This window comes from Pseudoalteromonas sp. BSi20311, assembly GCF_000239875.1.
Classification (GTDB): Bacteria; Pseudomonadota; Gammaproteobacteria; order Enterobacterales; family Alteromonadaceae; genus Pseudoalteromonas.
Genome location: NZ_BADU01000113.1, coordinates 1 through 22,981, shown reverse-complemented (window position 1 = coordinate 22,981; position 22,981 = coordinate 1). Strand labels below are relative to the sequence as shown.

20 protein-coding genes are annotated in these 22,981 nt (G+C 41.1%); 6 read left to right on the top strand and 14 right to left on the bottom strand.

Annotated elements, in window-relative coordinates; all coding sequences use genetic code 11:
* The first annotated feature begins 207 nt into the window (after nucleotides 1-207).
* The 3 genes from P20311_RS12520 to P20311_RS12510 are packed head-to-tail and all read left to right on the top strand — an operon-like array spanning nucleotide 208 to nucleotide 5,355.
* Nucleotides 208-411 carry a DUF3283 family protein gene (locus P20311_RS12520; protein ID WP_008113353.1) on the top strand — a complete coding sequence of 68 codons (204 nt, stop codon included), beginning with the start codon at nucleotides 208-210 and terminating at the stop codon, nucleotides 409-411.
* A 12-nt stretch (nucleotides 412-423) separates the two neighbouring features.
* Nucleotides 424-831, top strand: coding sequence for a GNAT family N-acetyltransferase (locus tag P20311_RS12515; RefSeq protein ID WP_008113352.1), 408 nt, complete (start codon nucleotides 424-426; stop codon nucleotides 829-831).
* Between the two features lie 18 nt (nucleotides 832-849).
* A complete protein-coding gene (locus P20311_RS12510; protein ID WP_008113348.1) occupies nucleotides 850-5,355 on the top strand; it encodes an EAL domain-containing protein in 4,506 nt (1,501 codons plus the stop codon).
* A 24-nt stretch (nucleotides 5,356-5,379) separates the two neighbouring features.
* Here the strand turns inward: P20311_RS12510 and P20311_RS12505 are convergent, their stop codons facing one another.
* Together P20311_RS12505 and P20311_RS12500 are read right to left on the bottom strand one after the other, a co-directional pair.
* On the bottom strand, nucleotides 5,380-6,324 hold the full coding sequence (locus P20311_RS12505) for an ion transporter (protein ID WP_008113346.1): 945 nt from the start codon (nucleotides 6,322-6,324) through the stop codon (nucleotides 5,380-5,382).
* 8 nt (nucleotides 6,325-6,332) lie between these two features.
* Entirely contained in the window at nucleotides 6,333-8,999 is a 2,667-nt protein-coding gene (locus tag P20311_RS12500; RefSeq protein WP_008113344.1) for a bifunctional acetate--CoA ligase family protein/GNAT family N-acetyltransferase, read from the bottom strand.
* Between the two features lie 426 nt (nucleotides 9,000-9,425).
* Between P20311_RS12500 and P20311_RS12495 the strand changes: the two genes are divergently transcribed.
* Nucleotides 9,426-10,142, top strand: coding sequence for an SIMPL domain-containing protein (locus P20311_RS12495; RefSeq protein ID WP_008113343.1), 717 nt, complete (start codon nucleotides 9,426-9,428; stop codon nucleotides 10,140-10,142).
* On the opposite strand, the gene P20311_RS12490 is transcribed toward P20311_RS12495, so the two are convergent.
* From P20311_RS12490 to P20311_RS12455, 8 genes are all read right to left on the bottom strand, one after another.
* Nucleotides 10,134-10,793: a hypothetical protein gene (locus P20311_RS12490; RefSeq protein WP_008113342.1), complete on the bottom strand. Its 660-nt coding sequence runs from the start codon at nucleotides 10,791-10,793 to the stop codon at nucleotides 10,134-10,136. The two genes, P20311_RS12495 and P20311_RS12490, sit on opposite strands and share 9 nt — an antisense overlap.
* Nucleotides 10,794-11,210: 417 nt before the next feature.
* Nucleotides 11,211-13,043 (bottom strand): DUF885 family protein, encoded by a 1,833-nt coding sequence (locus tag P20311_RS12485; RefSeq protein ID WP_008113341.1) that lies wholly within the window; start codon nucleotides 13,041-13,043, stop codon nucleotides 11,211-11,213.
* 84 nt (nucleotides 13,044-13,127) lie between these two features.
* Nucleotides 13,128-14,264, bottom strand: a complete 1,137-nt coding sequence (gene hemW, locus P20311_RS12480) for a radical SAM family heme chaperone HemW (protein ID WP_008113340.1) — start codon at nucleotides 14,262-14,264, stop codon at nucleotides 13,128-13,130.
* Nucleotides 14,261-14,860, bottom strand: coding sequence for an XTP/dITP diphosphatase (locus P20311_RS12475; RefSeq protein ID WP_008113339.1), 600 nt, complete (start codon nucleotides 14,858-14,860; stop codon nucleotides 14,261-14,263). Before P20311_RS12475 ends, hemW begins: the two co-directional genes overlap by 4 nt.
* Before the next feature lie 2 nt (nucleotides 14,861-14,862).
* Nucleotides 14,863-15,306 carry a DUF4426 domain-containing protein gene (locus tag P20311_RS12470; RefSeq protein WP_008113337.1) on the bottom strand — a complete coding sequence of 148 codons (444 nt, stop codon included), beginning with the start codon at nucleotides 15,304-15,306 and terminating at the stop codon, nucleotides 14,863-14,865.
* A gap of 58 nt (nucleotides 15,307-15,364) precedes the next feature.
* On the bottom strand, nucleotides 15,365-15,898 hold the full coding sequence (locus P20311_RS12465) for a YggT family protein (protein WP_008113334.1): 534 nt from the start codon (nucleotides 15,896-15,898) through the stop codon (nucleotides 15,365-15,367).
* Nucleotides 15,899-15,924: 26 nt separating this feature from the next.
* Nucleotides 15,925-16,746 carry a pyrroline-5-carboxylate reductase gene (gene proC, locus P20311_RS12460; protein ID WP_008113330.1) on the bottom strand — a complete coding sequence of 274 codons (822 nt, stop codon included), beginning with the start codon at nucleotides 16,744-16,746 and terminating at the stop codon, nucleotides 15,925-15,927.
* Between the two features lie 17 nt (nucleotides 16,747-16,763).
* Complete coding sequence (locus P20311_RS12455; RefSeq protein ID WP_008113328.1) at nucleotides 16,764-17,477, bottom strand: YggS family pyridoxal phosphate-dependent enzyme; 714 nt, start codon at nucleotides 17,475-17,477, stop codon at nucleotides 16,764-16,766.
* 2 nt (nucleotides 17,478-17,479) lie between these two features.
* Here P20311_RS12455 and P20311_RS12450 point away from each other — a divergent pair, with 2 nt between their 5' ends.
* Nucleotides 17,480-18,520 carry a type IV pilus twitching motility protein PilT gene (locus P20311_RS12450; RefSeq protein ID WP_008113326.1) on the top strand — a complete coding sequence of 347 codons (1,041 nt, stop codon included), beginning with the start codon at nucleotides 17,480-17,482 and terminating at the stop codon, nucleotides 18,518-18,520.
* A gap of 9 nt (nucleotides 18,521-18,529) precedes the next feature.
* On the top strand, nucleotides 18,530-19,666 hold the full coding sequence (locus P20311_RS12445; RefSeq protein ID WP_008113325.1) for a PilT/PilU family type 4a pilus ATPase: 1,137 nt from the start codon (nucleotides 18,530-18,532) through the stop codon (nucleotides 19,664-19,666).
* 212 nt (nucleotides 19,667-19,878) lie between these two features.
* On the opposite strand, the gene ruvX is transcribed toward P20311_RS12445, so the two are convergent.
* The 4 genes from ruvX to rsmE all read right to left on the bottom strand — a co-directional run bounded on the left by ruvX (nucleotide 19,879) and on the right by rsmE (nucleotide 22,884).
* Nucleotides 19,879-20,328 (bottom strand): Holliday junction resolvase RuvX, encoded by a 450-nt coding sequence (ruvX, locus tag P20311_RS12440; RefSeq protein WP_008113324.1) that lies wholly within the window; start codon nucleotides 20,326-20,328, stop codon nucleotides 19,879-19,881.
* A 118-nt stretch (nucleotides 20,329-20,446) separates the two neighbouring features.
* Complete coding sequence (locus P20311_RS12435; protein WP_008113323.1) at nucleotides 20,447-21,004, bottom strand: YqgE/AlgH family protein; 558 nt, start codon at nucleotides 21,002-21,004, stop codon at nucleotides 20,447-20,449.
* A 128-nt stretch (nucleotides 21,005-21,132) separates the two neighbouring features.
* A complete protein-coding gene (gshB, locus tag P20311_RS12430; protein ID WP_008113322.1) occupies nucleotides 21,133-22,083 on the bottom strand; it encodes a glutathione synthase in 951 nt (316 codons plus the stop codon).
* Nucleotides 22,084-22,149: 66 nt separating this feature from the next.
* A complete protein-coding gene (rsmE, locus tag P20311_RS12425) occupies nucleotides 22,150-22,884 on the bottom strand; it encodes a 16S rRNA (uracil(1498)-N(3))-methyltransferase (RefSeq protein ID WP_008113321.1) in 735 nt (244 codons plus the stop codon).
* Between the last annotated feature and the right edge of the window lie 97 nt (nucleotides 22,885-22,981).

Here is a 22,981-nt window from a genome sequence, read left to right as displayed (position 1 = left end):
TCTATTGGGGCAAATGGATAGGCGAGTATAATAACAAATTGGCTGTCTTTTGCCCAGTTTCTAGTCATAATCTAGCAGAGCCTATCATTACCAATTATTGATACCCTTAGATTATTTAAAGTAGATTCTTTTTATTCATTATAGAGTTAGTTTATTATAAGTTTAAACGTATAATCAGAGTTTTATCAGGCCAGTAAAGGAGGGAATATGAGTTATAACCTGTGTGATTTACCACGAGAGCAAAAGTATCAGATTCAGCTAGATTACGAAGCTTCATTTTGGGCATATCAAATTAAGCGTGGCAAGAAAACGCGTGAGCAAGTTTATGACACCCTGCATAGTCGTCCGGTTGCGGAGCAAGGTTTTTTAAAGCAAAAGTTTGAGCAATATTTGGCACTTATGCTAAGTTAGAGTTTACTTGCTATGGTTGTTATAAAACAATTAGAACCAGTTAAAACGCCCTTAATAAATAAGTTTTATACCTTATATAAAGTTCGCGGTCGCGCAAATAAACAAGATCAACTGTGGGTCGCTTACGATAACCACACGATGATTGCGGCGTGCCGCTTACAACATAAACCGACTTTTTTATTTTTATCGACTGTTTTTGTGGCCCCAGAATACCGCTCAACTGGTGTTGCAACAAAGCTGTTAAGCACGCTTTTAAATCAGCAAGCCGACGCTGTTTACACCTTCGCTTACCAACACATTACTGATTTTTATCAGGCACTTGGTTTTAACCAGGTGTTAACATATACTCCTGAGTTATTAACGCTATTTGATGCATACAGGCACCGCAATATTATTGCATTGAAATATCAGCAACCCTAAATCAGTAATAGGAAACACATGGGCATCAGTATTAATAGGTTTATCACAGCCATGTTTGTGCTATTTATGCTCATTAGCGTTGCTGCAACAGCGCAAGTAAAACGGCTATCACCAAGCGAAGGGTTATCTCAAAGTTACGTTAATACTATGCTTATCGATAATAATGGCTATTTATGGCTCTCTACCGAAGGAGGGTTAAATCGCTACGACGGCTATCAGGTTATTCCAATTAATGGCCCAAATGGTGAGTTAGAAGAAGCCATTATTGATCGCATATACCAAGATCCAGAAGGGCAAATTTGGATTGCTTCCTTGTTAGCAGGGCTTTTTAGGTATGACCCGCAAACAGATACCTATCAGCAGTATTTAAAAAAACCAGTTACAGAAGAGCAAATTCTTCAGCAGTCTGTTTTTACCATGTTAGCCACAGATGATAAATCCTTGTGGGTTGGTCAAGGCAGAGTGTTTGCAAAACTTGATATAGCCAGTGGCTCTATTACTCCTTTATTTAAGCTGCCTGAGCAATTTGAAAATGCGTTTGTACGTACCTTGTTTCATTACAATGGCTATATCTTTATTGGCAGTACAGACGGTGCTTATGTATTTAATATTGCAACGCAACAAGTACGCCCCCTAGAGCATTTAAGCGAAACCGACGTACACATCTATCAAAACAATGTGAAGTCATTTGCACTGGGTGATAGTAATCAGTTATTGGTTGGAGCTGTTAAAGGCTTATATGCTGTTGATATTAGTAATATAGAGACATTGTTTAATAATAGTGAGCAGGCATTTACAAGTGAAAAGCTACTGGCTGATTTAAATGTTTGGGATATAGATAATCAGCAGGGGGTTCTTGATTTAGCAACAGACAAAGGCCTGCTCAGCTTTAATTTAACTACCAAAATAGTGGTTAAAAATAAACGCATTCAACGAAGTAAATATACCCTTGCCGATACCAGTATTATTGATATGGTAAAAGATAAATCAGGTGGTATGTGGCTTGCGACTAAAACTGATGGTGCTTTTTATTTATCGGGTGACAACTATAAATTTTATAATGTAGAGGGCAGTGCTTTAGGAGGGGATGGATTTTCACATCACTCAGTCTGGGCAATTAAACAATTTCAAGATAAGTTATGGCTAGGTACTCATAATGGTTTAACGGCGGTTGATATAAAAAATAACACCTCAAGGGTGTATTTAAAAGATTATAAAGTTGATTTACTAACCACAGAATTTACCGTTTTCAAAATTATGCCTTATAAAAATAAACTCTGGTTACACTCAAACCGAGGACTGTTTATTTTTGACCCGCAAACCCAGCAGCTTACCCAACCTAAAACTGCCAGCCCCAAAAACCAAATATTTATAAACGATTGGATGCATGGTATTACCTTGCTAGAAAATGGTGATTTATATTTTGTTCACCCTGATCATGGCATGTTTAAATATAATGTTGATAGTCAGGTGCTAACTCCATTAAAGGGCGAATTTTCTCAATTTGACCCATTTTTAGCTTATGGCTTTTTACCGCCATTACCCTCAAAGCCGCAGAGGCCGTTATTTTTTAGCGGTGGAGTGTTATACCAATTTAACCCGGATGAGCGCAGTTTAAACACCCTTTATAAAGTACCTAAACACCATGACAATGTTGCAGTGAGCATTCTTTCGTATGTTGAAGATAGGCAAGGGATTCTGTGGCTTTCTTTATCTAACTTTGGTTTGATTGGAATTGATGCCAATAGCTATGAATTAGTGCATACCATTGATTTAGATAAAAATAAATTAGGTACACTATTATACGATATGGTGCTTGATGAAGAGGGAATGATTTGGATGAGTAGTCACAAAGGAATATGGCGACTAAACCCTAACACTATCCATTTTCAGCAATTTACTACATCAGATGGAGTGCTTTCTGCTGAATTTAATAGTGGTGCTATGGCCAAATTAAATGACGGACGAATTGCCTATGGTAGCCTTAAAGGCTTTACTTATTTTGACCCTAAAGAGAATAAAAATAGCCAAGGTTTGTTAGATCACGTCAACATAACTCGCATTAACTTAATGTCTCGAGACTTGTCGCTTAACTTACAACAGCCATTAAAAAATATTACTTTAAATCATGATGATATAGGGCTTGAAATTGCATTTTCAGCGATGTCATTTAGTTTTCAAGAACGTATTATTTACGAATATCAGCTCGACAAAGGTAAAAAAAGCTATACCCGTAATAATCGCGTGGTGTTTCCTAAATTAAACCCTGGTAGCTATCAGTTAAAAGTCTGGGCAAAGGATCCGTTGACGGGTGAGTATACCCCGCCAGCAACGTTAAATATTAAAGTGAAATACCCGTTATGGCGCGCCCCTTACTTTTTAGCACTTTATGCTATTTTGTTATTCACAATAGTGACAGCTTGGGTAATGAGACGTAACAAAATACAGCGTATTTTATTAGCTGCACACAAAGAAAGCCAAGATAGCGAGGCCCGTTTAAAACTGGCGCTAGAGGGGAGTGAATCGGGTGTATGGGATTGGCAAGCAAATCAGTTAAATATTTATCAGCCTAGATTGGTCAACGAGTTAGGTTATGAAGACGACTCAGTCAGTTTAGATGACTACTTAGATAAAGTTCATCCACAAGAGCGTGCCATTTTTAGGTTGGAGTGGTTAGAATTTTTATCAACCGACAAAGGATACTTTAACTGTACTTACCGACTACGTCATGCCAAAGGTCATTGGCGCTGGTACAAAGACTTTGGCAAGGTGGTTGAATGGGATGAAAGAACACCGCAAAAAGTAGCGGGTACGTATACTAATATGACACGCGAAATGGTGTTTGAAGAACACGCTCGATTATTTACCGCCGCGTTTGAACAAACCCGAGATTGGGTATTTATTTTAGATAAAAACTTTAACATACGTGCTTCAAATAAGTCGCTGCAAACGGCTTTTGCTGTATCGGCAGAGCCTCGTTCAACTCGCTCGCTTAATTTAGGTTTGACTCGCAGTAGCTATTTTGACTATTTACGCATTATGCAAAAGCTTGAAGTAGGCGAGCACTTCTCATGTGAAGACACTGTGGTACTGGCTAATAAAGAGCAGCGTCACGTGCTAGTAAAAATAAGTGCTGTAGCGGATGAAAGCCAAAGATTGAGTAGCTATGTGATTATTTTAACAGATATTCATGCGCAAAAGTCAGCTGAAAACGAGCTGCACTTATTAACTAATTACGATTCATTAACGGGCTTGCCAAACAGAACTTTGTTTAATGACCGGGCTGTGCATGCCATAGATCAAGCTCGTCGCCATCACAGCAAAGTTGCTTTATTACATGTAAATATAAAACGCTTTAAATACTTTAACGACTCATTTGGTACAGAAAGCGCTGATGAGATCATTAAGCTGGTGGCAAACCGCTTAAAAACAGCATTACGCCCCTGTGATAGCATAGCGCGTTTAGGTGGTGATGAATTTGTTATTTTAGTTGAAGACATTCAGCAAATAGAAGAAGTATTACTTATATGCACCAAGCTTATGGATTGCGTGAGTAAAGACATTGCTATGAATAACCAAAATGTAAATGTGCACCTTAGTATTGGTGTGGCGCTTTTCCCTGATGATGCTGCGCATTACAAGGCGCTGTTAAAAGCATCAAATGTGGCACTCTATTATGCTAAAGATGGTTTAGAAGGGTGTTACAAGTTTTACAAACAAGAAATGAATCAAAGAGTTGAAAGAGCCCTGCATTTAGAGTCGCAATTGATCAAAGCGTATCACGAGCACGAGTTTTGTAATTATTATCAACCTATAATTAGTAAATCTACACAAAAAACTGAGGGCTTTGAGGTATTACTACGCTGGCCTGAGAATCAACTAGCCAGTACTCAAGAGTTTGCAAATGTGGCTGAAAATATTGGTTTAATTACCAAAATTATGCTGCAAACATTTAAAAGAGCACTTGTACAGTTGGTGCGTTGGCGCAAGGTGAATCCCGATTTATATTTATCAATTAATTTATCGGCACTTGATTTTGAGTTTGCTGAGCTTATACCTGAAATTCGCCAAGCACTAAATAATGCAGCGCTGCCGCCCGAGGCTATTGTGTTTGAAATAACAGAGTCTATTTTAATGCGAGACTCAGACTATGCACTTAAAAATATGGATGCACTAAAGCAGCTCGGATGTAAGCTATACATGGATGACTTTGGAACAGGTTATGCTTCATTAACGTATTTAAAACGCTTCCCCATCGATGTATTAAAAATTGATCGTAGCTTTGTGCAAGATATTGGTATTGATTCGGATAATGAAGCGATTATTCAATCCACTCTTACTTTAGCCAGCAGTTTAGGTAAAGAGTGTATTGCTGAGGGGGTTGAAAGCGCACATCAATTGGCTTTCTTAAAAGCTCAAGGTTGCAGCTACTTCCAAGGTTACTTATTTAGTAAAGCTGTGCCTAAAGAGCAAGTACTTGAGCTCATTGAGCGCGATTGGCACCCTGTATTCTCACAAGCTTAAAGCGCCGTTTATTACATTGTTTTATTAAGGGCGCTTACCACAATGGCGACAAAACAAGTGTGAGCTGCGTTTATTAAGCTCCGCTTTTATCGCTTTATTAGCCTCTAACTTACTTAATCCAAGTTTGTAGCGAAGATCTTCAAGGTGATGTAATTGCTCGTCGGAGAGTTTACCATCGGTTATTTGCTCATGGGTGGCATCTTCAAATAACTGACGACGTTTACGAACTTGCTCTGAAAAGCTCGATGCTAATAAACCAGTGGGTATAGCCACCATGCCCATGCTGACTAGAGTGATGACACCACCAAACAGCTTACCAATGGGTGTTATTGGCACAACATCACCATAGCCTACAGTCGTAAGTGTTGCCATTGCCCACCACATTGCGGCCGGAATTGAGCCAAACTTGTCTGGTTGAATGTCATGTTCTAATAAATAAATACCGCATGAAGCTAAAATAAGTACTACTGCCATAATAAAAAATGCAGCCAACAATGAACTTGATTCATCAATAAATGCCTGTAATAACAGCTGCATTGCCCGTGAATAACGAGTGAGCTTAAATACTCTTAATAAACGTAGTACGCGTAAAAAACGTAAGTCTAAAGCAAAGAAAAACATTAACAAGCTTGGCAAAATGGCGATTAAATCGATGATAGCCAGTGGTGATAAAATATAGCGGATCCGCTTTTGTGTATTGGAGCAATCCATAGAGGCGTATTTTACTCTATCTACACAGGTCCAAGCACGTATTAGGTATTCAGCACTAAATATGGCAACCGATACCAGCTCTAACATTAAAAATTCGTTGTAGTACTCAGTGGCAATGCTGTGCACTGATTCGAGTACGATGGCCACCACATTTATCATAATAATAGTGATTAGTAGGGCATCTAAAAAGTGACCGGCCCGTTGGTACTTACCTGAAGACTCAAATACTTGGTTGATGGTTTGTCTAAGTTTCTGCATAATAATTATTATAATGTGAGTAACATATTGATACTGCCTTCTTCAAAATCACGACTAATTTTAAATCCGAGTTTACGAGCCAGCTCAATCATGCCAGTGTTTTCAGGTAGGGTGATCCCCTCAACGGTTTTTACCCCTTGGCGCTTACAATGAGAAATTGCTGCATTCATTAAAATACGCCCTAGTCCAAGCCCTTGGCAATCAGAACGTACTACAATAGCAAACTCTGCTTGTAAGTTATCTGGGTCCATAATCACTCGTGAAACCCCTAGGGTGTGCTGTTGCTCGTCTTGTGTTTGGGTAACAATAAACGCCATTTCGCGGTCGTAATCAATTTGCGTCATTTTCGCGAGTTGATCGTGGTTAAATTGTGGTAACTCACCAAAAAAGCGTTTATACCTATCTTCTTTGGTTAATGACTGGTCAAACGCTTGATGTGCTTGCTCATCTTCAGGTTTGATTGGTCTGAGCGTTGCTAAGGTATTATTTTTTAAAGTGACTTGTTCAACCAGCTCAATAGGGTAAGGACGAATAGATAAACGTTTTCGATGTGCTTGAGCCTGATACTGATTCAAATTCATGGTGGCATCAAGTACTAAAAACTGGCCATTACTAGCTAGAATAGGATTTAGCTCTAACGAGGTGATATCCGGTTGATCTACGACCAATTGAGAAATTCGAGTTAGTAGTGAACACAAGCGATATTTATCTACTTTTTCTGGCAGAACACGATCTTTAAGTACGCCTTTATCATGGGCGGCGGCAATTAAATATTTAGCTAGGTTCATATTCAGTGGTGGCAAAGCGACTGCGGCTTGTGCATATTCAAGCCCTGTACCGGCTTCACCTAATAAAATAACCGGCCCAAAATTAGGCTCTGTTTTAATGGCTATACGCAGCTCGTTAGCTCCCGCTCGAGGTGCCATTTTTTGTAACGAAAAACCATCAATTATGGCATCAGGGTAGGTGTTCTTTATTCGTAACAGCATGGCAAATGCGGTTTGCTCTACCTCTTGCGCATCATTGAGGTTTAGTACGACACCGCCGACTTCAGACTTAGAGGGAATACTGGGGCTAATCAATTTCAATGCCACCGGAAAGCCCAGCTCTATTGCTTGCTCTTTGGCTTCGGTTGGAGTGTAGGCAACTTCAGTTTGAATACAGTCAATGCCGTAACTACTTAAAATATGACTTGCTTGATGGGTTGATAAGTAATGTTGTTCATCATTTAAAAACTCTTTTATAGTCGCTTTCGCTGCTACTTTATTAATAGTTGCATCGTCAGTATTTGATTCTGGCGTTTGAGTTAAATGCTTTTGATTACGACGGTAGCTTACTAAGTGCATAAAGGCGCCTACCGCCCCTTCTGGGGTACGATAGGTAGGGATGGCATTATTGGCGCAGATGCGTCTTGCAGCAAAAGCGGCATCTTCACCCATAAAATTAGTAATTACATACGGGCGTGCCATTTTCGGTAATTTATTTAGCGCCTCAACAATAACCTGAGCGTAATTTTCACTTGGGGCCAAAGCCGATGGAGTGTGGATGATCAGTAAGTTTTTAACTTCTTTAGCATTTAGTAATATTTCCAACGCATGCTTATAACGAACTGGCGCAGAATCGCCAAATATATCGACCGGATTGGCAGCGGTGTCTGAATGCGGGATCACTTTATTAAGTGCTTCGCGAGTTTCATCACTGAGCTGAGCAAGTTTTCCTGAGCTTTGAATGAGTTCATCAACGGCCATCACTCCAGGGCCGCCACCATTGGTTAATATGGTAAGTTGCTCTACTTGCAGTAACTTAGGATGCATGGCCAAGGTTTGGGTGGCGGCAAAGAGCTCACGTAAGTCGTTTACTCTTAGCATACCCGCACGTTGAAACATGGCATCATATACCGCATCTGAGCTTTGTTTTCCGCCGGTGTGTATTTCAGCGGCGAGAGCCCCTGCGCTGGTTCTGCCAGTTTTAATAGCAATAACAGGTTTAGAAAATGCGGCTGCTCGAGCGGCAGAAATAAAGCTGCGGATATCATCAATATTATCGATGTACAGTAAGATGGCTTTGGTTTTAGCATCACGACCTAAAAAGTCGAGTATTTCGTCAAACTCAATATCTAAACAATCCCCCATAGATACAAAGTATGAAAAGCCAATTTCTTTATTTTTTGCCCAATCAAGAATAGTTGAGCAAACTGCTGCAGATTGCGATACAAAAGCCAGTTTACCTGGCGTGGCAACAGTATGAGAAAAGCTTGCATTTAAGCCTATATGCGGAATAAGTAACCCTAAGCAATTTGAGCCAAGCAGGGTGACTTTATGCTTAGCTGCGCTCTCTTTGAGTGCCTTTTTTTGAACTGTGGTTAAGCCATCCGCAATAATAATGGCACTATGACAGCCAAGCGTACCTAGCTGCTCAATAATTTTCATTAAGGTGTTTTTATTGGTACAGATAACGGCTAAATCAGGCACTTTAGGTAAGGCTTCAATACTGGGGTAAGCCAATACGCCGTGTACCGCTGTATGATTTGGGGTAACGGGCATAATAGGCCCTTTAAAGCCACCTTGCAGTAAGTTACGCATTACCACATTACCCGCGCGAGTGGCGGTGTTTGATGCCCCAATAACAGCGACAGAGCTTGGGTTAAAAAACTGGTTAATACGTTTTAGACTCATTGCGTTTCCTTGGCTGATTAAGTTTTGCGTTCTGTACTGTCTCAATGTAACCTGTTTATTGTGTTTTTTCGAGCGTGAACATGCTTATTATTGATATTAGGGTCTGTTGACCTTCCAAGGTTAAATTTGCAGCAGTCTGTTTGGTGTTTAGGCAAGGCAGAGCCTATGTGGTGTGGTTATTCCCCATAAATAGGCGATAACGCAGCATCAATGCCAAACAGGCGCTGCCCGAAGGGTTCTGCCTAGGAGCGATTTACTCTTTGTTGCCTACATGGATGTAGGTAAGGGGCGTGAGCAGGACGCGGAAGCTTTGCTCGGTTTTTACTTAGCCCACTAGGTTACAAAACTCGCGCCGCGATTAAACCGCTCCTAGTTTGAACAATTTTAATCCGCAAAGGTCAACAGACCCTAGTCAAGGAGAGTGAAGTGAATAAAATATCGAATGTAACCGTTGTTATGGCAGCAGTTTGTTTAAGCGTCGGCTTAATTGCATTGGGCTTTATCATCAAAGGAGCCGCACTTGATATTAAAGGCATGGAGCGCACTGTTCAGGTAAAAGGCTTAGCAGAGCGTGAAGTGGTCGCTGATACTGTTATTTGGCCGCTGCAGTTTAATGACGCCGATAACAACCTTGAAAAGCTTGTTGAGCGAGTTGAGCAAAAAAACGATGCCGTAATTGCCTTTTTAAAGCTACATGGCTTTGACGATGAGGAAATATCGACAGGCACTCAATCTATTATTGATAAGCAAGCGCGTGAATACGCGAACGACAATCAAAAGTTTAGATATGTTATTAGCTCAAATATTATTGTTTACTCTAATGCCCCTGATAAAGTTAAAAACGCACTGAGTAAAGTGAGTCAGTTAGCTAAGCAAAATATAGCCATAGTCCAAGATAACTATCAAACTCGTATTGAATATATTTTTACTGGGCTTAACGATATAAAACCTGCCATGGTGCAAGAGGCCACAGAAAAAGCCCGTGAAGTAGCAAATAAATTCGCGAAAGATTCAAACTCCCTTTTAGGTAAAATTAAAACCGCACGCCAAGGGCAGTTTAGTATTAGCGATCGGGATTCAAACACACCGCAAATTAAAAATGTACGCGTGGTTACCAGCGTAGAATATTACTTATCAGATTAGTGCCGCTACTTGTTCAGTAGAGCGCTGTAAATATGCGGCGCTTAACAGCAAGGTAATTTCGCTTGGAGGGGCGTTTTTTAATGCCTCAAGCAATTGTAATTTTGCTGTAGGATTTTGTTTTTGTTCTATTTCCATTAATGCCAGTAAGGCTGAAAACTCATGTTTTACCGGTATGTTGGGCTTATGTGCATAAACGATATAGCTGGCCACCGGAGTCAGCCCGTGCTGATCGGTTTGCGCCAATGCATGCAGTAACTCTTCATTAGATTCAAATAACATTAACGAGCGAACATAGTTAAAAGGCAATTGACTCGGCGCTGCGTGCTTGAACACATTATGTAACACGTTATTGCCATGGCTATCTGTACTAATAAAGCCTTTATTTAATTTAAGCGCAGGAGTAAAAAAGCTCAGTGCATCTAAACTGGTTAGCTGTTCAATAAACGGCGTTGGTGGCGTATTGCTCGCTAAAATTCGCACGGCAATATTTTGCATAAAATCGTATTTAATACTCATGCGTAACGCGCTTTCAAACAGGTAATTAAGCTGCATCACTTTTTGAGCGTCAGTGAGCTTTTTAAAGTCGTTATCAAGCTCATCAAACTGTTGTTGTTTAATACGCGCATTGAGTAGCTGTATGCTTAGATCCATTCTGTTCTCCTTGAATACCTACTTTATCCTAGCTTAATTTTTTGCTTTATAAAACAAAAGGCCGCAATTGCGACCTTTTATATGTTTAAGTAGTTACTAGGGTCTGTTTACCTTTGTGGATTAAAATTTGTTCAAACTAGGGGCGGTTTAATCGCGGCGCGAGGTTTGTAACCTAGTGGGCTAAGTCAAAGCCGAGCAAAGCTTCCGCGTCCTGCTCACGCCCCTTACCTACATCCATGTAGGCAACAAAGAGTAAATCGCCCCTAGGCAGAACCCTCCGGGCAGCGCCTGTTTGGCATTGATGCTGCGTTATCGCCTATTTATGGGGAATAACCACACCACATAGGCTCTGCCTTGCCTAAATACCAAACAGACTGCTGCAAATTTAACCTTGAAAGGTCAACAGACCCTAGATAATTAAGCTTGTTTGCTAGCAACCCACTCATCAACAAAGTTTTCTAGTACGTTTAATGGTACAGGGCCATTTTTAAGTACTACGTCGTGGAATTGACGAATATCAAACTTGTCGCCAAGCTGCTTTTTAGCCGCTTCACGTAGTTCTAAAATTTTCAGCATACCCACTTTGTAAGCCGTTGCTTGTGATGGCATTACAATATGACGCTCAACCATTTTTACACCGTCAGAAGTGGCGTTAGGAGTGTTGTTAACGTAGTAATCAATACCTTCTTGGCGAGTCCACTTCATTGCGTGAATACCGGTATCAACCACTAGACGACAGGCACGCCATAACTCCATAGCTAAACGACCAAAATCTGAATACGGGTCTTCATAAAGGCCCATTTCTTTTGGTAGTAACTCTGAGTATAAACCCCAACCTTCAATGTAGGCTGTGTAACCACCAAACTTACGGAACTTAGGCACGCCTTCCAGCTCTTGTGAAATAGCAATTTGCATGTGATGACCCGGAATACCCTCATGGTAAGCGAGAGCTTCCATTTGGTAAGTTGGCATTGCTTCCATGTCATAGAGGTTGGCGTAGTAAATACCTGGGCGAGAACCATCTGGCGCAGGTTGTTGATAAAACGCTTTACCTGCCGCTTTTTCACGGAAAGCTTCAACACGTTTTACTATCATGTCGGCTTTTGGTTTTACAATAAACAGCTCATCTAAGCGTGTTTTCATGTTATCAATTAAGCCTTTAGCTTCACTTAGGTACTGCGCTTTACCCGCTTCAGTATTAGCAAGGTAAAATTGTTTGTCGGTTTTCATAAACTGCATAAAAGCGTTTAAGTCGCCCTCAAAGCCAACTTTATCTTTGATGGCACGCATTTCATCATGAATACGTGACACTTCGGCAAGGCCAATGGCATGAATTTCTTTTGCTGTAAGGTCTGTCGTGGTAGTGCGTTTAAGCGCGTTATTGTAAAACGCTTCGCCATCAGGGAATTTCCAAGCACCGTCACGGTCATCAGCACGCTTTTCTAGCTGTGCAATGTAGTTAATTAACTTAGAGTAAGCAGGTTTAACTGCTGTTTTTAATGCATCAGTCGCTTTACTAATAAGTGCATCTTTTTCAGCTTGGTCGATTTCTAATGCATTTACTTTACGTTTAAAGTCAGCTAATAGCGTAGAATCTTCACCTTGTTCAAACGGCGCACCTTTAATGATGTTTTTGCTTGAATCAATCACGTGTGGAAATACAAATTTAGGTGCAATAATGTTTTTATCGGCGCGAATTTCTAAGCCGGTAATAAGTTGATCGAATACACCCGGTACCCCATTTAAACGGGCAATGTAATCGTTGGCTTCTTTTACGTTGCTAATTTGATGCTGGTTAATTAAAAAAGCCGGCACCATAGAATGTGTACCAAACATTTGGTTTACTGGGTAGTTATGGTAACGCCATTTAAAATCAGCAATGCTGGCTTCTAAATCTTGTTTTTTTAAATCATAACTTACTTGAGTAGCTGCATCTAATTGCGCACGGTCAATGCTGTTGAGCGTAACCAAATCGGCTTTAGTTTGTGCCAAGTCTTTTAGCGCTTTTTCTTCGCTGTTGTCATCCCATTTATCGTAATCTTTTTTGATGCCCATATAGGTTTGATAAACTGGGCTGCTCATTACATCACGATTAAAAGTGTCTTCAAAAAAAGCATTCGCTTTATCAATTTCACTTTGTACAGGTTGAGCTTGAACCGCCGGTGCAGGCGTTGATTGTTGTGTTGCTTGTTGGCAACCGGCAAGCAGTGCCACGCTTACCGTGGCAGCAATTAGAGTAAGTTTACGCATTCGTTTCCCTTTTGTTGTTAGAAACCCATTAGGGTATTTTAATTTTTTATGTGTTTACTTTACATGCGTATAACGCCAAAAGCGTTATACGAACAATTCTAGCAGGTCATTTAAAAAGCGATGGCCTTTAAGGCTTACTTGCCAATGGCCGTCTTTTTCTATTAATAAACCTGTGTTAATGGCTTTATTCAAAGCCGCTTGTTGGCTTTGTAATGGCTGATTAGTCAGTGCACTGTAGTCTTCAATCGGGCATGGCTCTGTTAAACGAAAGCGATTCATAAAAAATTCAAACGCTAAGTCGTCTTGTTCTACTTGCCAGCTTTTGTACAAGTAGGGCTTAATAATGTCCATGTAGCCCCGTGGGTGTTTAACCTTTTCAGTGCGTGTTATCACCCCTGTTTTCGCATCAGTAACCTTACCATGGGCGCCACAGCCAATACCAAGATAATCGCCAAACCGCCAATAATTCAAGTTATGTTGGCATTGAAAGCCCGGTTTTGCATATCCTGATATTTCGTATTGCTGATAGCCTGCTTGTGCTAATAATGCTTGGCCTTGTTCTTGAATATCCCACAAGGTTTCATCTTGCGGCAACGTGGGCGGTTTTGAAGCAAATTGCGTATTAGGCTCAATGGTGAGCTGATACCAAGAAATATGTGGTGGGCTCAGGGCAATAATTTGTTTTAAATCACTTAGTGCGTCATCGAGAGATTGCCCTGGTAAGCCATGCATTAAATCAAGGTTAAAGCTATTCAACCCTGCTTCAGTAGCTTGTTGTGCTGCATAACTGGCTTCATCGGCACCATGAATTCGGCCTAAGGCTTTTAACTTATCATTTTGCATGCTTTGCACGCCAATAGAGATACGGTTAATTCCTGCTTTTACATAATCTTTGAAACGGCCAGTTTCGACTGTGCCCGGGTTTGCTTCAAGGGTTATTTCACAGTTATCACTTAAACCAATTAGGTTATCTACTTCATTGAGTAAACGGGTATATGCCGCGCCGGTTAATAGGCTTGGCGTGCCGCCGCCAATAAAGATACTGTGAATCTTACGCCCTTGTACTAAGTGTAAATCCGCTTTTAAATCATCAATTAAGTGCTGTACATATTCAGCTTCAGGGATGTCACCTTTTTGCCCGTGGCTATTAAAGTCGCAGTAAGGGCATTTTTGCACGCACCAAGGCACGTGCACATATAAACTCAGTGGAGGAAGGTTCACAGGCCGCCTTTGTGTTGTAACTCTTGTAGTAATTTATTAAGTGCTTGTCCACGGTGGCTTAGCGCATTCTTCTGCTCTTTTGTAAGCTCTGCACTGGTGCACTTTGCTGATGGCACAAAAAAGATAGGATCGTAGCCAAAGCCACCTTCACCGTGTTGGCTAAGGGTTATTTCGCCCTCCCAGCTAGCACTGCAAATAAGTGGGGTAGGGTCGTCGGCGTGACGCATCAGTACCAATACACACCAAAAACGAGCACGGCGGTTAGGGTTATCGCCTAAATCAGCCAGTAATTTATCGATATTATCTTGATCACTTGCGGCCTCACCTGCAAAGCGGGCAGAGTAAACGCCGGGTGCGCCATTTAAGCTATCAACTTCTAATCCCGAATCATCAGCAATAGCCGGTAATCCAGTTATTTTAGCTGCATGACGCGCCTTAATTATCGCGTTTTCTACAAACGTGGTGCCTGTTTCGGCCACTTCGCTCACGTTAAAGTCGCTTTGTGGTACTACGTTAATGTTAAGCGAGCTGAGCATATTAGCCAGCTCATTTACTTTGCCGGGATTGCCGGTTGCAAGTACTAAGGTGTTGGTCATATTTAATCTACGTAAAATTTTTGCTGAAACTTTAATGTTTGGAACTGGTTACCTTGTTGGATTTCAATTTCAAAACGTAAAATTTCTTCGTTGGTGTAATCTACTTGTGCTAGGTAATAAACAGAATCGCCTTCAACCACTTCTTTAAAGTTGAGGCTTTGTTTATTGCCTAATAAATTTCTAGCGGTGCCTTGTAATGTCGCTTTTTGCGCTGTTTTATCAGTATCATTTTTTAAGATGGAAATATTAACAATGCCTTTATAGCCACTACGCTCAAGGTCATAAGCTTTAGCTATTTGCGGTTGAATAAACGTTGATGGAAAGGCTATGTAATGAACTTGCCAAGGGCCTAGTTCTTTGTATTGGGCGCCTTGTTCTTGAGCGCTGTGTGCATTAAATGCTAAAGCGAGACAAGCAATAAAACAAAACTTGATTAAATGTTGCATGGTTAACTCCTGAATATGTAAAAAAGAGGCGCTAGGCCTCTTTTATATTACGTTATGCTTAAGCTAAAAGGTCCATTAGCAGCATTTGTAAAAACTGAATGCCGATAATCAGTACCAATACCGATAAATCTAATCCCCCCAATGGCGGTAAAATTTTACGGATTGGCTTTAACATTGGCTCAGTTAGCTGATGGAATACCGCTTCAATTGGGTTATAGCCTTGGCTTACCCAGCTTAAAATAGCGCGAATGATTAACACCCAAAAAACTAAGTTTAAACCTTCTTTTAAAACAGTTATTAGCGCCTGTATAAGTACAGGTTGAATAGCCCAAGAGCTATAAATGAGCCACATTAATGTACTTATTTTTGCAGCCGCTACTATAAATGCCAGTAACAAAGAGGCTAAATCAAGCCCGCCTAGCCCTGGAATGATTTTTCGCAGTGGATTAACTGCAAACGAAGTGGCTTTGACCACAAATTGGCTCATTGGGTTGTAAAAGTCGGCTTTTGCCCACTGTAGCCAAAAACGCAGTAGTACCACCATCAAGAATAGATCAAACAAGGTGCTAATTAAAAATTGCATGGCATTCATAGTATAACCTTCAATAAAAAATGGTTTTAAAGTTCTTGTTCCATTTGCACTGCGCGCGCAATACACGCATCCATTGCATCACCCACAGTTTGGGTTAAGCCTTGCGCTTTTAAATGCTCAACAGCTGCATGCGTGGTGCCACCTTTTGAGGTTACATTAGCGCGCAGTTGCGAAATGCTAATATCTGGTTGGCTAAGTGCCATTTCAGCTGCGCCTAGCGCTGTTTGCTGTACTAAGCGACGCGCGTCTTCATCATTAAAGCCCAATGCTTTCGCTTTTTCTTCAATCGCTTCCATAAATAAGAAAAAGTAAGCTGGCGAAGAGCCGGTAACAGCAATCACGTCATTTATTTGTGACTCTTGCTCTACCCATACAACAATGCCGGTACACTCAAATACTTGTTGTACAAATTCATGTTCGCTTTGCGTTTCGCCAGCGCCATACAAGCCCGATACGCCACGGCCAAGTAACGACGGTGTATTTGGCATACAACGCACCATTTTCACATCTTGGCCAAGCATTTCACGTAAGCGTTTAACGGTTAGGCCCGCAGCAACTGAGATAAATAATTTATCACTAAAGTCGATGCCTGAATCTTGAAATGATTGGCATAAGTCGCCCATCATTTGTGGTTTAACAGACAGAACAATGACATCTGCATCGCGCATAGCTTCGTTATTGTCACTGGTGGTTTGCACTTTGAAATCCGCGGCTACCTTAGCTAGTTTTTCTTGGTTGCGGTTAGTCGCAATAATATTGTTTGCGTTAAAGCCGTTTTTTACCATGCCACCAATGATGGCGTAGCTCATATTACCTGTGCCTATAAATGCGATTTTTTTATCTGACATATGTCTGTTATCACCTTTTAAGTTCGTGTTCCAAAAATATCTGTGCCGATCCTCACCATGGTTGAACCTGCCGCTATGGCAGCTTCTACATCGTTACTCATCCCCATCGACAACGTATCTATATGAGGATATTGGGTCTGTAGTTTATCAAAGCAAGTTTGTAATTGCTCAAAATATTGAGTTTGCGTGTTTTCATCGTCACTTTTTGCAGGAATAGCCATTAGTCCGCGCAGTTTTAATTGCGAGCATTGACTTATAAATTGTGCTAATTGGTCAATTTCTTCTACTGCACAGCCCGACTTTGCTTCTTCTGCGCTAATATTAACTTGTATTAGCACATTAAGTGCGGGTAGTTCCTGCGGACGCTGAGCATTTAAGCGTTTTGCTATTTTGAGCCTATCAACACTTTGCACCCAGTCAAAGTGGTTAGCCACTAAGGCGCTCTTATTTGACTGAATGGGGCCAATGAAATGCCAAACAATATCGCTAAATGTGCCTAGTTGCGCTATTTTATCTACAGCTTCTTGAACATAAGATTCACCAAATTGGCGTTGCCCTTGCTCATAAGCTGCCATAATATCAGAGACGGGTTTGGTTTTAGATACTGCAAGTAACGTAATGTCGTTACTGTTACGCTGCGCATTTTGCGCTGCCTCTGCAATTCTAGCGTAGGCGGATGTGAGTCGTTCTGCTATTGTAACCATATATTTATCAGTTAGTTGTGGAGTCATAAATGGATATCACCGAATTATTGGCATTTAGTGTGCAACATAAAGCATCAGATTTGCACTTATCATCAGGGGTGTCACCTATGATACGTGTTGATGGTGATGTGCGACGTATTAATATACCAGCACTTGGAGATAAAGAAGTCAGCAGTCTGGTTTATGACATTATGAACGATAACCAGCGTAAGGACTATGAGCAAAATCTCGAAGTGGATTTTTCTTTTGAAGTCCCTAACTTAGCACGTTTTCGTGTAAATGCCTTTAACTCTAATCGTGGTCCTGCTGCCGTATTCCGTACCATACCTAGTGACGTACTGACACTTGAAGATTTGGGCGCGCCGGAAATATTCAAACAAATTTCAGATAATCCACGAGGTCTGGTATTAGTCACGGGTCCTACGGGTTCAGGTAAGTCGACTACACTTGCAGCCATGGTTGATTATATAAATCAAACTAAACATCATCATGTACTGACCATTGAAGATCCTATCGAATTTGTGCACGACAATAAACTCAGCTTAATTAACCAGCGTGAAGTTCACCGCGATACACATAGTTTTTCTAACGCCCTGCGAAGTGCGTTGCGTGAAGATCCCGATGTTATTTTGGTCGGTGAATTACGAGATTTAGAAACTATTCGCCTTGCTATGACTGCCGCTGAAACTGGTCACTTAGTGTTTGGCACTTTGCATACCACCTCGGCACCTAAAACCATTGACCGTATCATTGACGTATTCCCAGGTGAAGAAAAAGACATGATCCGCTCTATGCTCTCAGAATCATTGCGTGCGGTTATCTCACAAACACTGATCAAGAAGGTCGGTGGAGGGCGAGTGGCTGCACACGAAATCATGTTGGCAACGCCTGCTATTCGTAACTTAATTCGTGAAGATAAAATTGCTCAAATGTACTCATCAATTCAAACCGGTGCGTCGCAGGGCATGCAAACTATGGATCAATGTTTAACAAACCTTGTTAACCGTGGCATCATCACTCATATTGCGGCGCATGCAAAAGCGCAAGATAAGACGCAGTTTAGCGCTTAAGGAATTATTATGACTTTATCTTTGAATCATTTTTTACAAATAATGATCGACAAAAAAGGCTCTGATCTATTTGTATCAAGCCAACTGCCTATTAGCGCCAAAATTAATGGCGAGCTCACCCCTCTTAATGATGACAAACTAACCGATGAGCAAGCGCTGGCGTTGGTTGAGTCGGCAATGAGTGAAAAACAAAAAGCTGAGTTTCATAACACTAAAGAGTGTAACTTTGCGATTGCGACCAGCGAAGGGCGCTTTCGTATTTCGGCATTTTGGCAACGTGATAGAGCGGGGATGGTTATTCGCCGGATTGTGACCAAAATACCCGATGTAAAAGAGCTGGGGTTACCCTCGGCACTAACCGATGTCATTATGTCAAAGCGAGGCCTGGTATTATTTGTAGGTGGTACGGGAACCGGTAAATCAACATCACTGGCGGCACTGGTTGGTTATAGAAATCGCCATCAGCGCGGGCATATTCTAACCATAGAAGATCCAATCGAATTTGTGCATGAGCACCAAAAAAGTATTATTACCCAACGTGAAGTGGGCTTAGATACAGAAAGCTTTGAGTCAGCACTAAAAAGCTCTTTACGCCAAGCGCCAGATGTTATTTTAATTGGTGAGATTCGTTCGCAAGAAACCATGGAATATGCGTTAAGCTTTGCCGAAACTGGTCACTTATGTGTTGCCACTTTGCACGCTAATAATGCTAACCAAGCGATTGACCGTATTATGCACTTAGTGCCAAAAGAAAAGCACGACAAGCTTAAATATGACTTAGCATTAAACTTACGCGCTATTATTGCCCAGCAGCTGATCCCGACCTCTGACGGTGAAGGGCGCGTTGCAGCTATTGAGGTGTTATTGAATACGCCAATGGTGAGTGAGCTGATTAAAAACGGCAATATTGGTGGCATTAAAGAAACCATGGCCAAATCAACTGAAGTGGGCATGCAGACCTTCGACCAAGCTTTATTTGAGCTATATAGACAGCAACGGATTAACTATGCCGATGCACTGCATCATGCAGACTCACCAAATGATTTACGCTTAATGATAAAACTGCGTAATAACGAGCAGCAGGGAGCAGGCTTTTTACAAGGTGTAACCATTGATGGCCTTGATGATAAAGGTAATATGACCTGATTTTTTGCCTACATGGATGTAGTAAAGGGGCGTGAGCAGGGCGCAAGCTTTGCTCGGTTTTTACTTATTCTTACTGGATGTAAGCCAGTAGAATAAAGCAGGAGCAGTTATCGAGCCCACTAGGCTGCAAAGCTCGCTCAGCGATTAAATTGCCCCTAGTGTAAATCCACGCATAAAAAAAGCGCCCAAGGCGCTTTTTTTGTTAAATCAATTTATTCACCATAACTGGCTTCAAAAAAACTCTCTAAAATGATCACCGCAGACATATTATCTACGTTGCCTTTACCTAAGTTTTTATAACCGCCACGTTCAAACAATCGTGCTTTAGCATCAGCGGTCGTGAGGCGCTCATCTTGAGTATGAACCGCAATACCGTAATGGTTATGCAAACGGTTGGCGAACTTTTTGGCTTTAAATGTAACCTCTTGTGAGGTGCCATCCATATTAAGCGGTAGGCCAACCACCATTAAATCAGGTTGCCACTCTTTTACCTGCACAGCAATGTCATCCCAATTAGGGATGCCATCTTGAGCTTTCACCGCTTTTAAGCTGGTGGCGCTGCCTGTCAATTCTTGACCAATTGCAATACCAATACTCTTAGTACCAAAGTCAAATCCCATTACAGTGCGTTCACCCTGCGGTTTTAGAGTTTTTTTAGTCATGTTTATCTTTTATGTTATTAGGGTCTGTTTTTACTTAGCCCACTAGGTTACAAACTTCGCGCCGCGATTAAACCGCCCCTAGTTTGAACAAATTTTAATCCGCAAAGGTCAACAGACCCTAAGCATGTCCAGCTTCTGGGCTTAGTTGGCCAATATCAAAACCAAGCATAGAAACTGCCATTTCCCAGCGTTTTTCTACGGGAGTATCAAAAATTATTTTAGGGTCGGCTTTTATAATCAGCCAACTATTATCAAGTAGTTCTTGCTCTAATTGGCCTTGCTCCCAACCAGAGTAACCTAAGGTAATTATAAATTGTTCGGGTGCTTGGGCGGTAGTTAACGTGGCTAACACATCTTTTGAGGTGGTGATCATAATATCACTGCTCAGCTTTTGGCTTGCCGAGTACCCAGGTTTTGGTGAATGTAGCACAAAACCACGATCAGTTTTAACTGGCCCACCAGCATACACTGTGACTTGCGCAGCATGTTGAGACTTATCGTTGTCAATATCAATCTTATCGAGTAATTCACCTACGGTAACATCAATCGGTTGATTGATAACAAGTCCCATAGCGCCTTCTTCATTGTGTTCACAAATATAAGTGACAGCACGTTTAAAAAAAGGGTCTTGCATTGATGGCATTGCGATTAAAAAGTGATTTTCTAATGACTGCATAATTTTTACCCTTTTAGTTATTGAATCTTGAGTATGGCATAGTCCCATGTTTTAACACTAAAAATTTATTCAACTTTAAGCGGTGATTATAGAAGCGCCACCGCTCAAAGTTTGGTATGGCTTTAATATTATTTACTAAGTTTTCTCTCTATAGCGTCAAATAAAATGCCAGTAATAGAAATATCGTAAGCGGCCTCAATTTCTTTAACACAGGTTGGGGCTGTTACGTTAATTTCAGTTAACTTATCGCCAATAATATCTAAACCAACAAATATTAAGCCTTTTTCTTTCAATGTAGGGGCAACTGCTTGAGCAATTTTAAGATCTGACTCACTAATTGGGCGTGCTTCACCACGTCCGCCGGCGGCTAAGTTACCGCGCGTTTCGCCGTTTTGTGGGATACGCGCTAAACAATAAGGAATAACTTCACCATCAACAACCAATACGCGCTTGTCACCTTGAGTGATCTCTTCAATGTAATTTTGCGCCATCGCAAAGCGACTGCCATGCTCAGTTAAGGTTTCGCATATTACGCCAATATTGGCATCATCTGCTTTTACTCTAAAAATAGAAGCACCACCCATACCATCCAGTGGTTTTAAAATAATATCTTTGTGCTCGGCTAAAAATTCACGGATTTGCTTTTGGCTGCGCGTAACTAACGTATCAGGTGTATGCTCACTAAACCAAGCGGTAAATAGTTTTTCATTGGCGTCACGCAAGCTCTGTGGCTTATTAATAACTAAAGTACCCGCTTGCTCAGCACGTTCTAAAATATAGGTTGCGTAAATATATTCAGTATCAAAAGGCGGATCTTTACGCATTAAAATAACGTCTAAGTCAGCCAGTGCAATGGTGGTTTTTTCTTCAAGTTGGTACCACTTTTCTGCGTTATCAAAAACCTGTGCTTTGGCTGCAGTAGCGTAGGCATTGCCTTGACGCAGCGATAAATCATCCATTTCCATGTAGTAAATTTCGTAGCCACGGGTTTGCGCTTGCATCATCATTGCAAAACCGGTGTCTTTTTTAATATTAAATCCACTAATAGGATCTGAAATAATGCCTAACTTAATTGCCATGCGCTGTGCCTTAGTTTATGTGTTTTTTACAACTGTAATCTTGATATGTGGGTGCTTTTAGTTATTTCAATTAGCTAAATCGCCAAATTGTAATTGCAGTGCGCTTAAAACGGTTAACGCTGCTGTTTCTGTGCGAAGTACCCGCGGGCCTAAGCGAATATCTACAAATTCTTGTTGCTTTGTTTGTGCTATTTCATCGTCAGTAAATCCACCCTCAGGCCCTACTAAAAAGCGCACGCCGTCATCGGGAACGGTAATGGTTTTAATACTGTGTTCGGCGCGAGGATGCAAAGTTAATTTAATGGCAGCTGTTTGCTGTTCAAGCCAGCTTTTTAAATCAACGGGAGAGTGTACTGTTGGCACAAAGTTGCGCCCAGATTGCTCTGCTGCGGCAATCGCTATTTTTTGCCATTGCTGGTGTTTTTTTTCTAAGCGGTCGCCACTTAGTTTTACGCCACAGCGCTGGCTAAAAATAGGGGTGATTTCAGTGATCCCTAATTCAACCGACTTTTGAATGGTAAAGTCCATTTTATCACCACGAGATACGCACTGGCCTAAATGAATTTTTAATGGTGATTCAACGTCATGAGAGTTAAATTCAAGCGGCATAACAACCACGCTCTTTTTACTTACCTCAATAATTTCACTGAGGAATTCTCCGCCTTCACCGTTAAAAATAGAAACCTGTTCGCCCACTTTCATGCGCAACACTCGACCTATGTGCCCTGCAGCATCATCGTCAAGGCTTAAAGGGGTATTAACAGCAATCGCAGATGATTGATAAATATGAGGCACTCGCATGGCAAATCACTTTTTTACATAGAAGTTATATCCCTCTATGGTAAGTAAGCAAAGGCTTGGGTGCAATTATTTATTTTTCAGATTCAGGGGCAGCAAC

What these genes read in the sequence shown, in the direction of transcription:
- gshB (WP_008113322.1), bottom strand. Translation starts at nt 22,083, where the DNA reads ATGGCAATTAAGTTAGGCATTATTTCAGATCCTATTAGTGGATTTAAT.
- P20311_RS12435 (WP_008113323.1), bottom strand. Translation starts at nt 21,004, where the DNA reads ATGCAGTCATTAGAAAATCACTTTTTAATCGCAATGCCATCAATGCAA.
- P20311_RS12520 (WP_008113353.1), top strand. Translation starts at nt 208, where the DNA reads ATGAGTTATAACCTGTGTGATTTACCACGAGAGCAAAAGTATCAGATT.
- P20311_RS12515 (WP_008113352.1), top strand. Translation starts at nt 424, where the DNA reads ATGGTTGTTATAAAACAATTAGAACCAGTTAAAACGCCCTTAATAAAT.
- P20311_RS12470 (WP_008113337.1), bottom strand. Translation starts at nt 15,306, where the DNA reads ATGCAACATTTAATCAAGTTTTGTTTTATTGCTTGTCTCGCTTTAGCA.
- ruvX (WP_008113324.1), bottom strand. Translation starts at nt 20,328, where the DNA reads ATGACTAAAAAAACTCTAAAACCGCAGGGTGAACGCACTGTAATGGGA.
- P20311_RS12455 (WP_008113328.1), bottom strand. Translation starts at nt 17,477, where the DNA reads ATGACTCCACAACTAACTGATAAATATATGGTTACAATAGCAGAACGA.
- proC (WP_008113330.1), bottom strand. Translation starts at nt 16,746, where the DNA reads ATGTCAGATAAAAAAATCGCATTTATAGGCACAGGTAATATGAGCTAC.
- P20311_RS12510 (WP_008113348.1), top strand. Translation starts at nt 850, where the DNA reads ATGGGCATCAGTATTAATAGGTTTATCACAGCCATGTTTGTGCTATTT.
- P20311_RS12485 (WP_008113341.1), bottom strand. Translation starts at nt 13,043, where the DNA reads ATGCGTAAACTTACTCTAATTGCTGCCACGGTAAGCGTGGCACTGCTT.
- P20311_RS12445 (WP_008113325.1), top strand. Translation starts at nt 18,530, where the DNA reads ATGACTTTATCTTTGAATCATTTTTTACAAATAATGATCGACAAAAAA.
- P20311_RS12450 (WP_008113326.1), top strand. Translation starts at nt 17,480, where the DNA reads ATGGATATCACCGAATTATTGGCATTTAGTGTGCAACATAAAGCATCA.
- P20311_RS12465 (WP_008113334.1), bottom strand. Translation starts at nt 15,898, where the DNA reads ATGAATGCCATGCAATTTTTAATTAGCACCTTGTTTGATCTATTCTTG.
- P20311_RS12505 (WP_008113346.1), bottom strand. Translation starts at nt 6,324, where the DNA reads ATGCAGAAACTTAGACAAACCATCAACCAAGTATTTGAGTCTTCAGGT.
- P20311_RS12500 (WP_008113344.1), bottom strand. Translation starts at nt 8,999, where the DNA reads ATGAGTCTAAAACGTATTAACCAGTTTTTTAACCCAAGCTCTGTCGCT.
- P20311_RS12475 (WP_008113339.1), bottom strand. Translation starts at nt 14,860, where the DNA reads ATGACCAACACCTTAGTACTTGCAACCGGCAATCCCGGCAAAGTAAAT.
- rsmE (WP_008113321.1), bottom strand. Translation starts at nt 22,884, where the DNA reads ATGCGAGTGCCTCATATTTATCAATCATCTGCGATTGCTGTTAATACC.
- P20311_RS12490 (WP_008113342.1), bottom strand. Translation starts at nt 10,793, where the DNA reads ATGGATCTAAGCATACAGCTACTCAATGCGCGTATTAAACAACAACAG.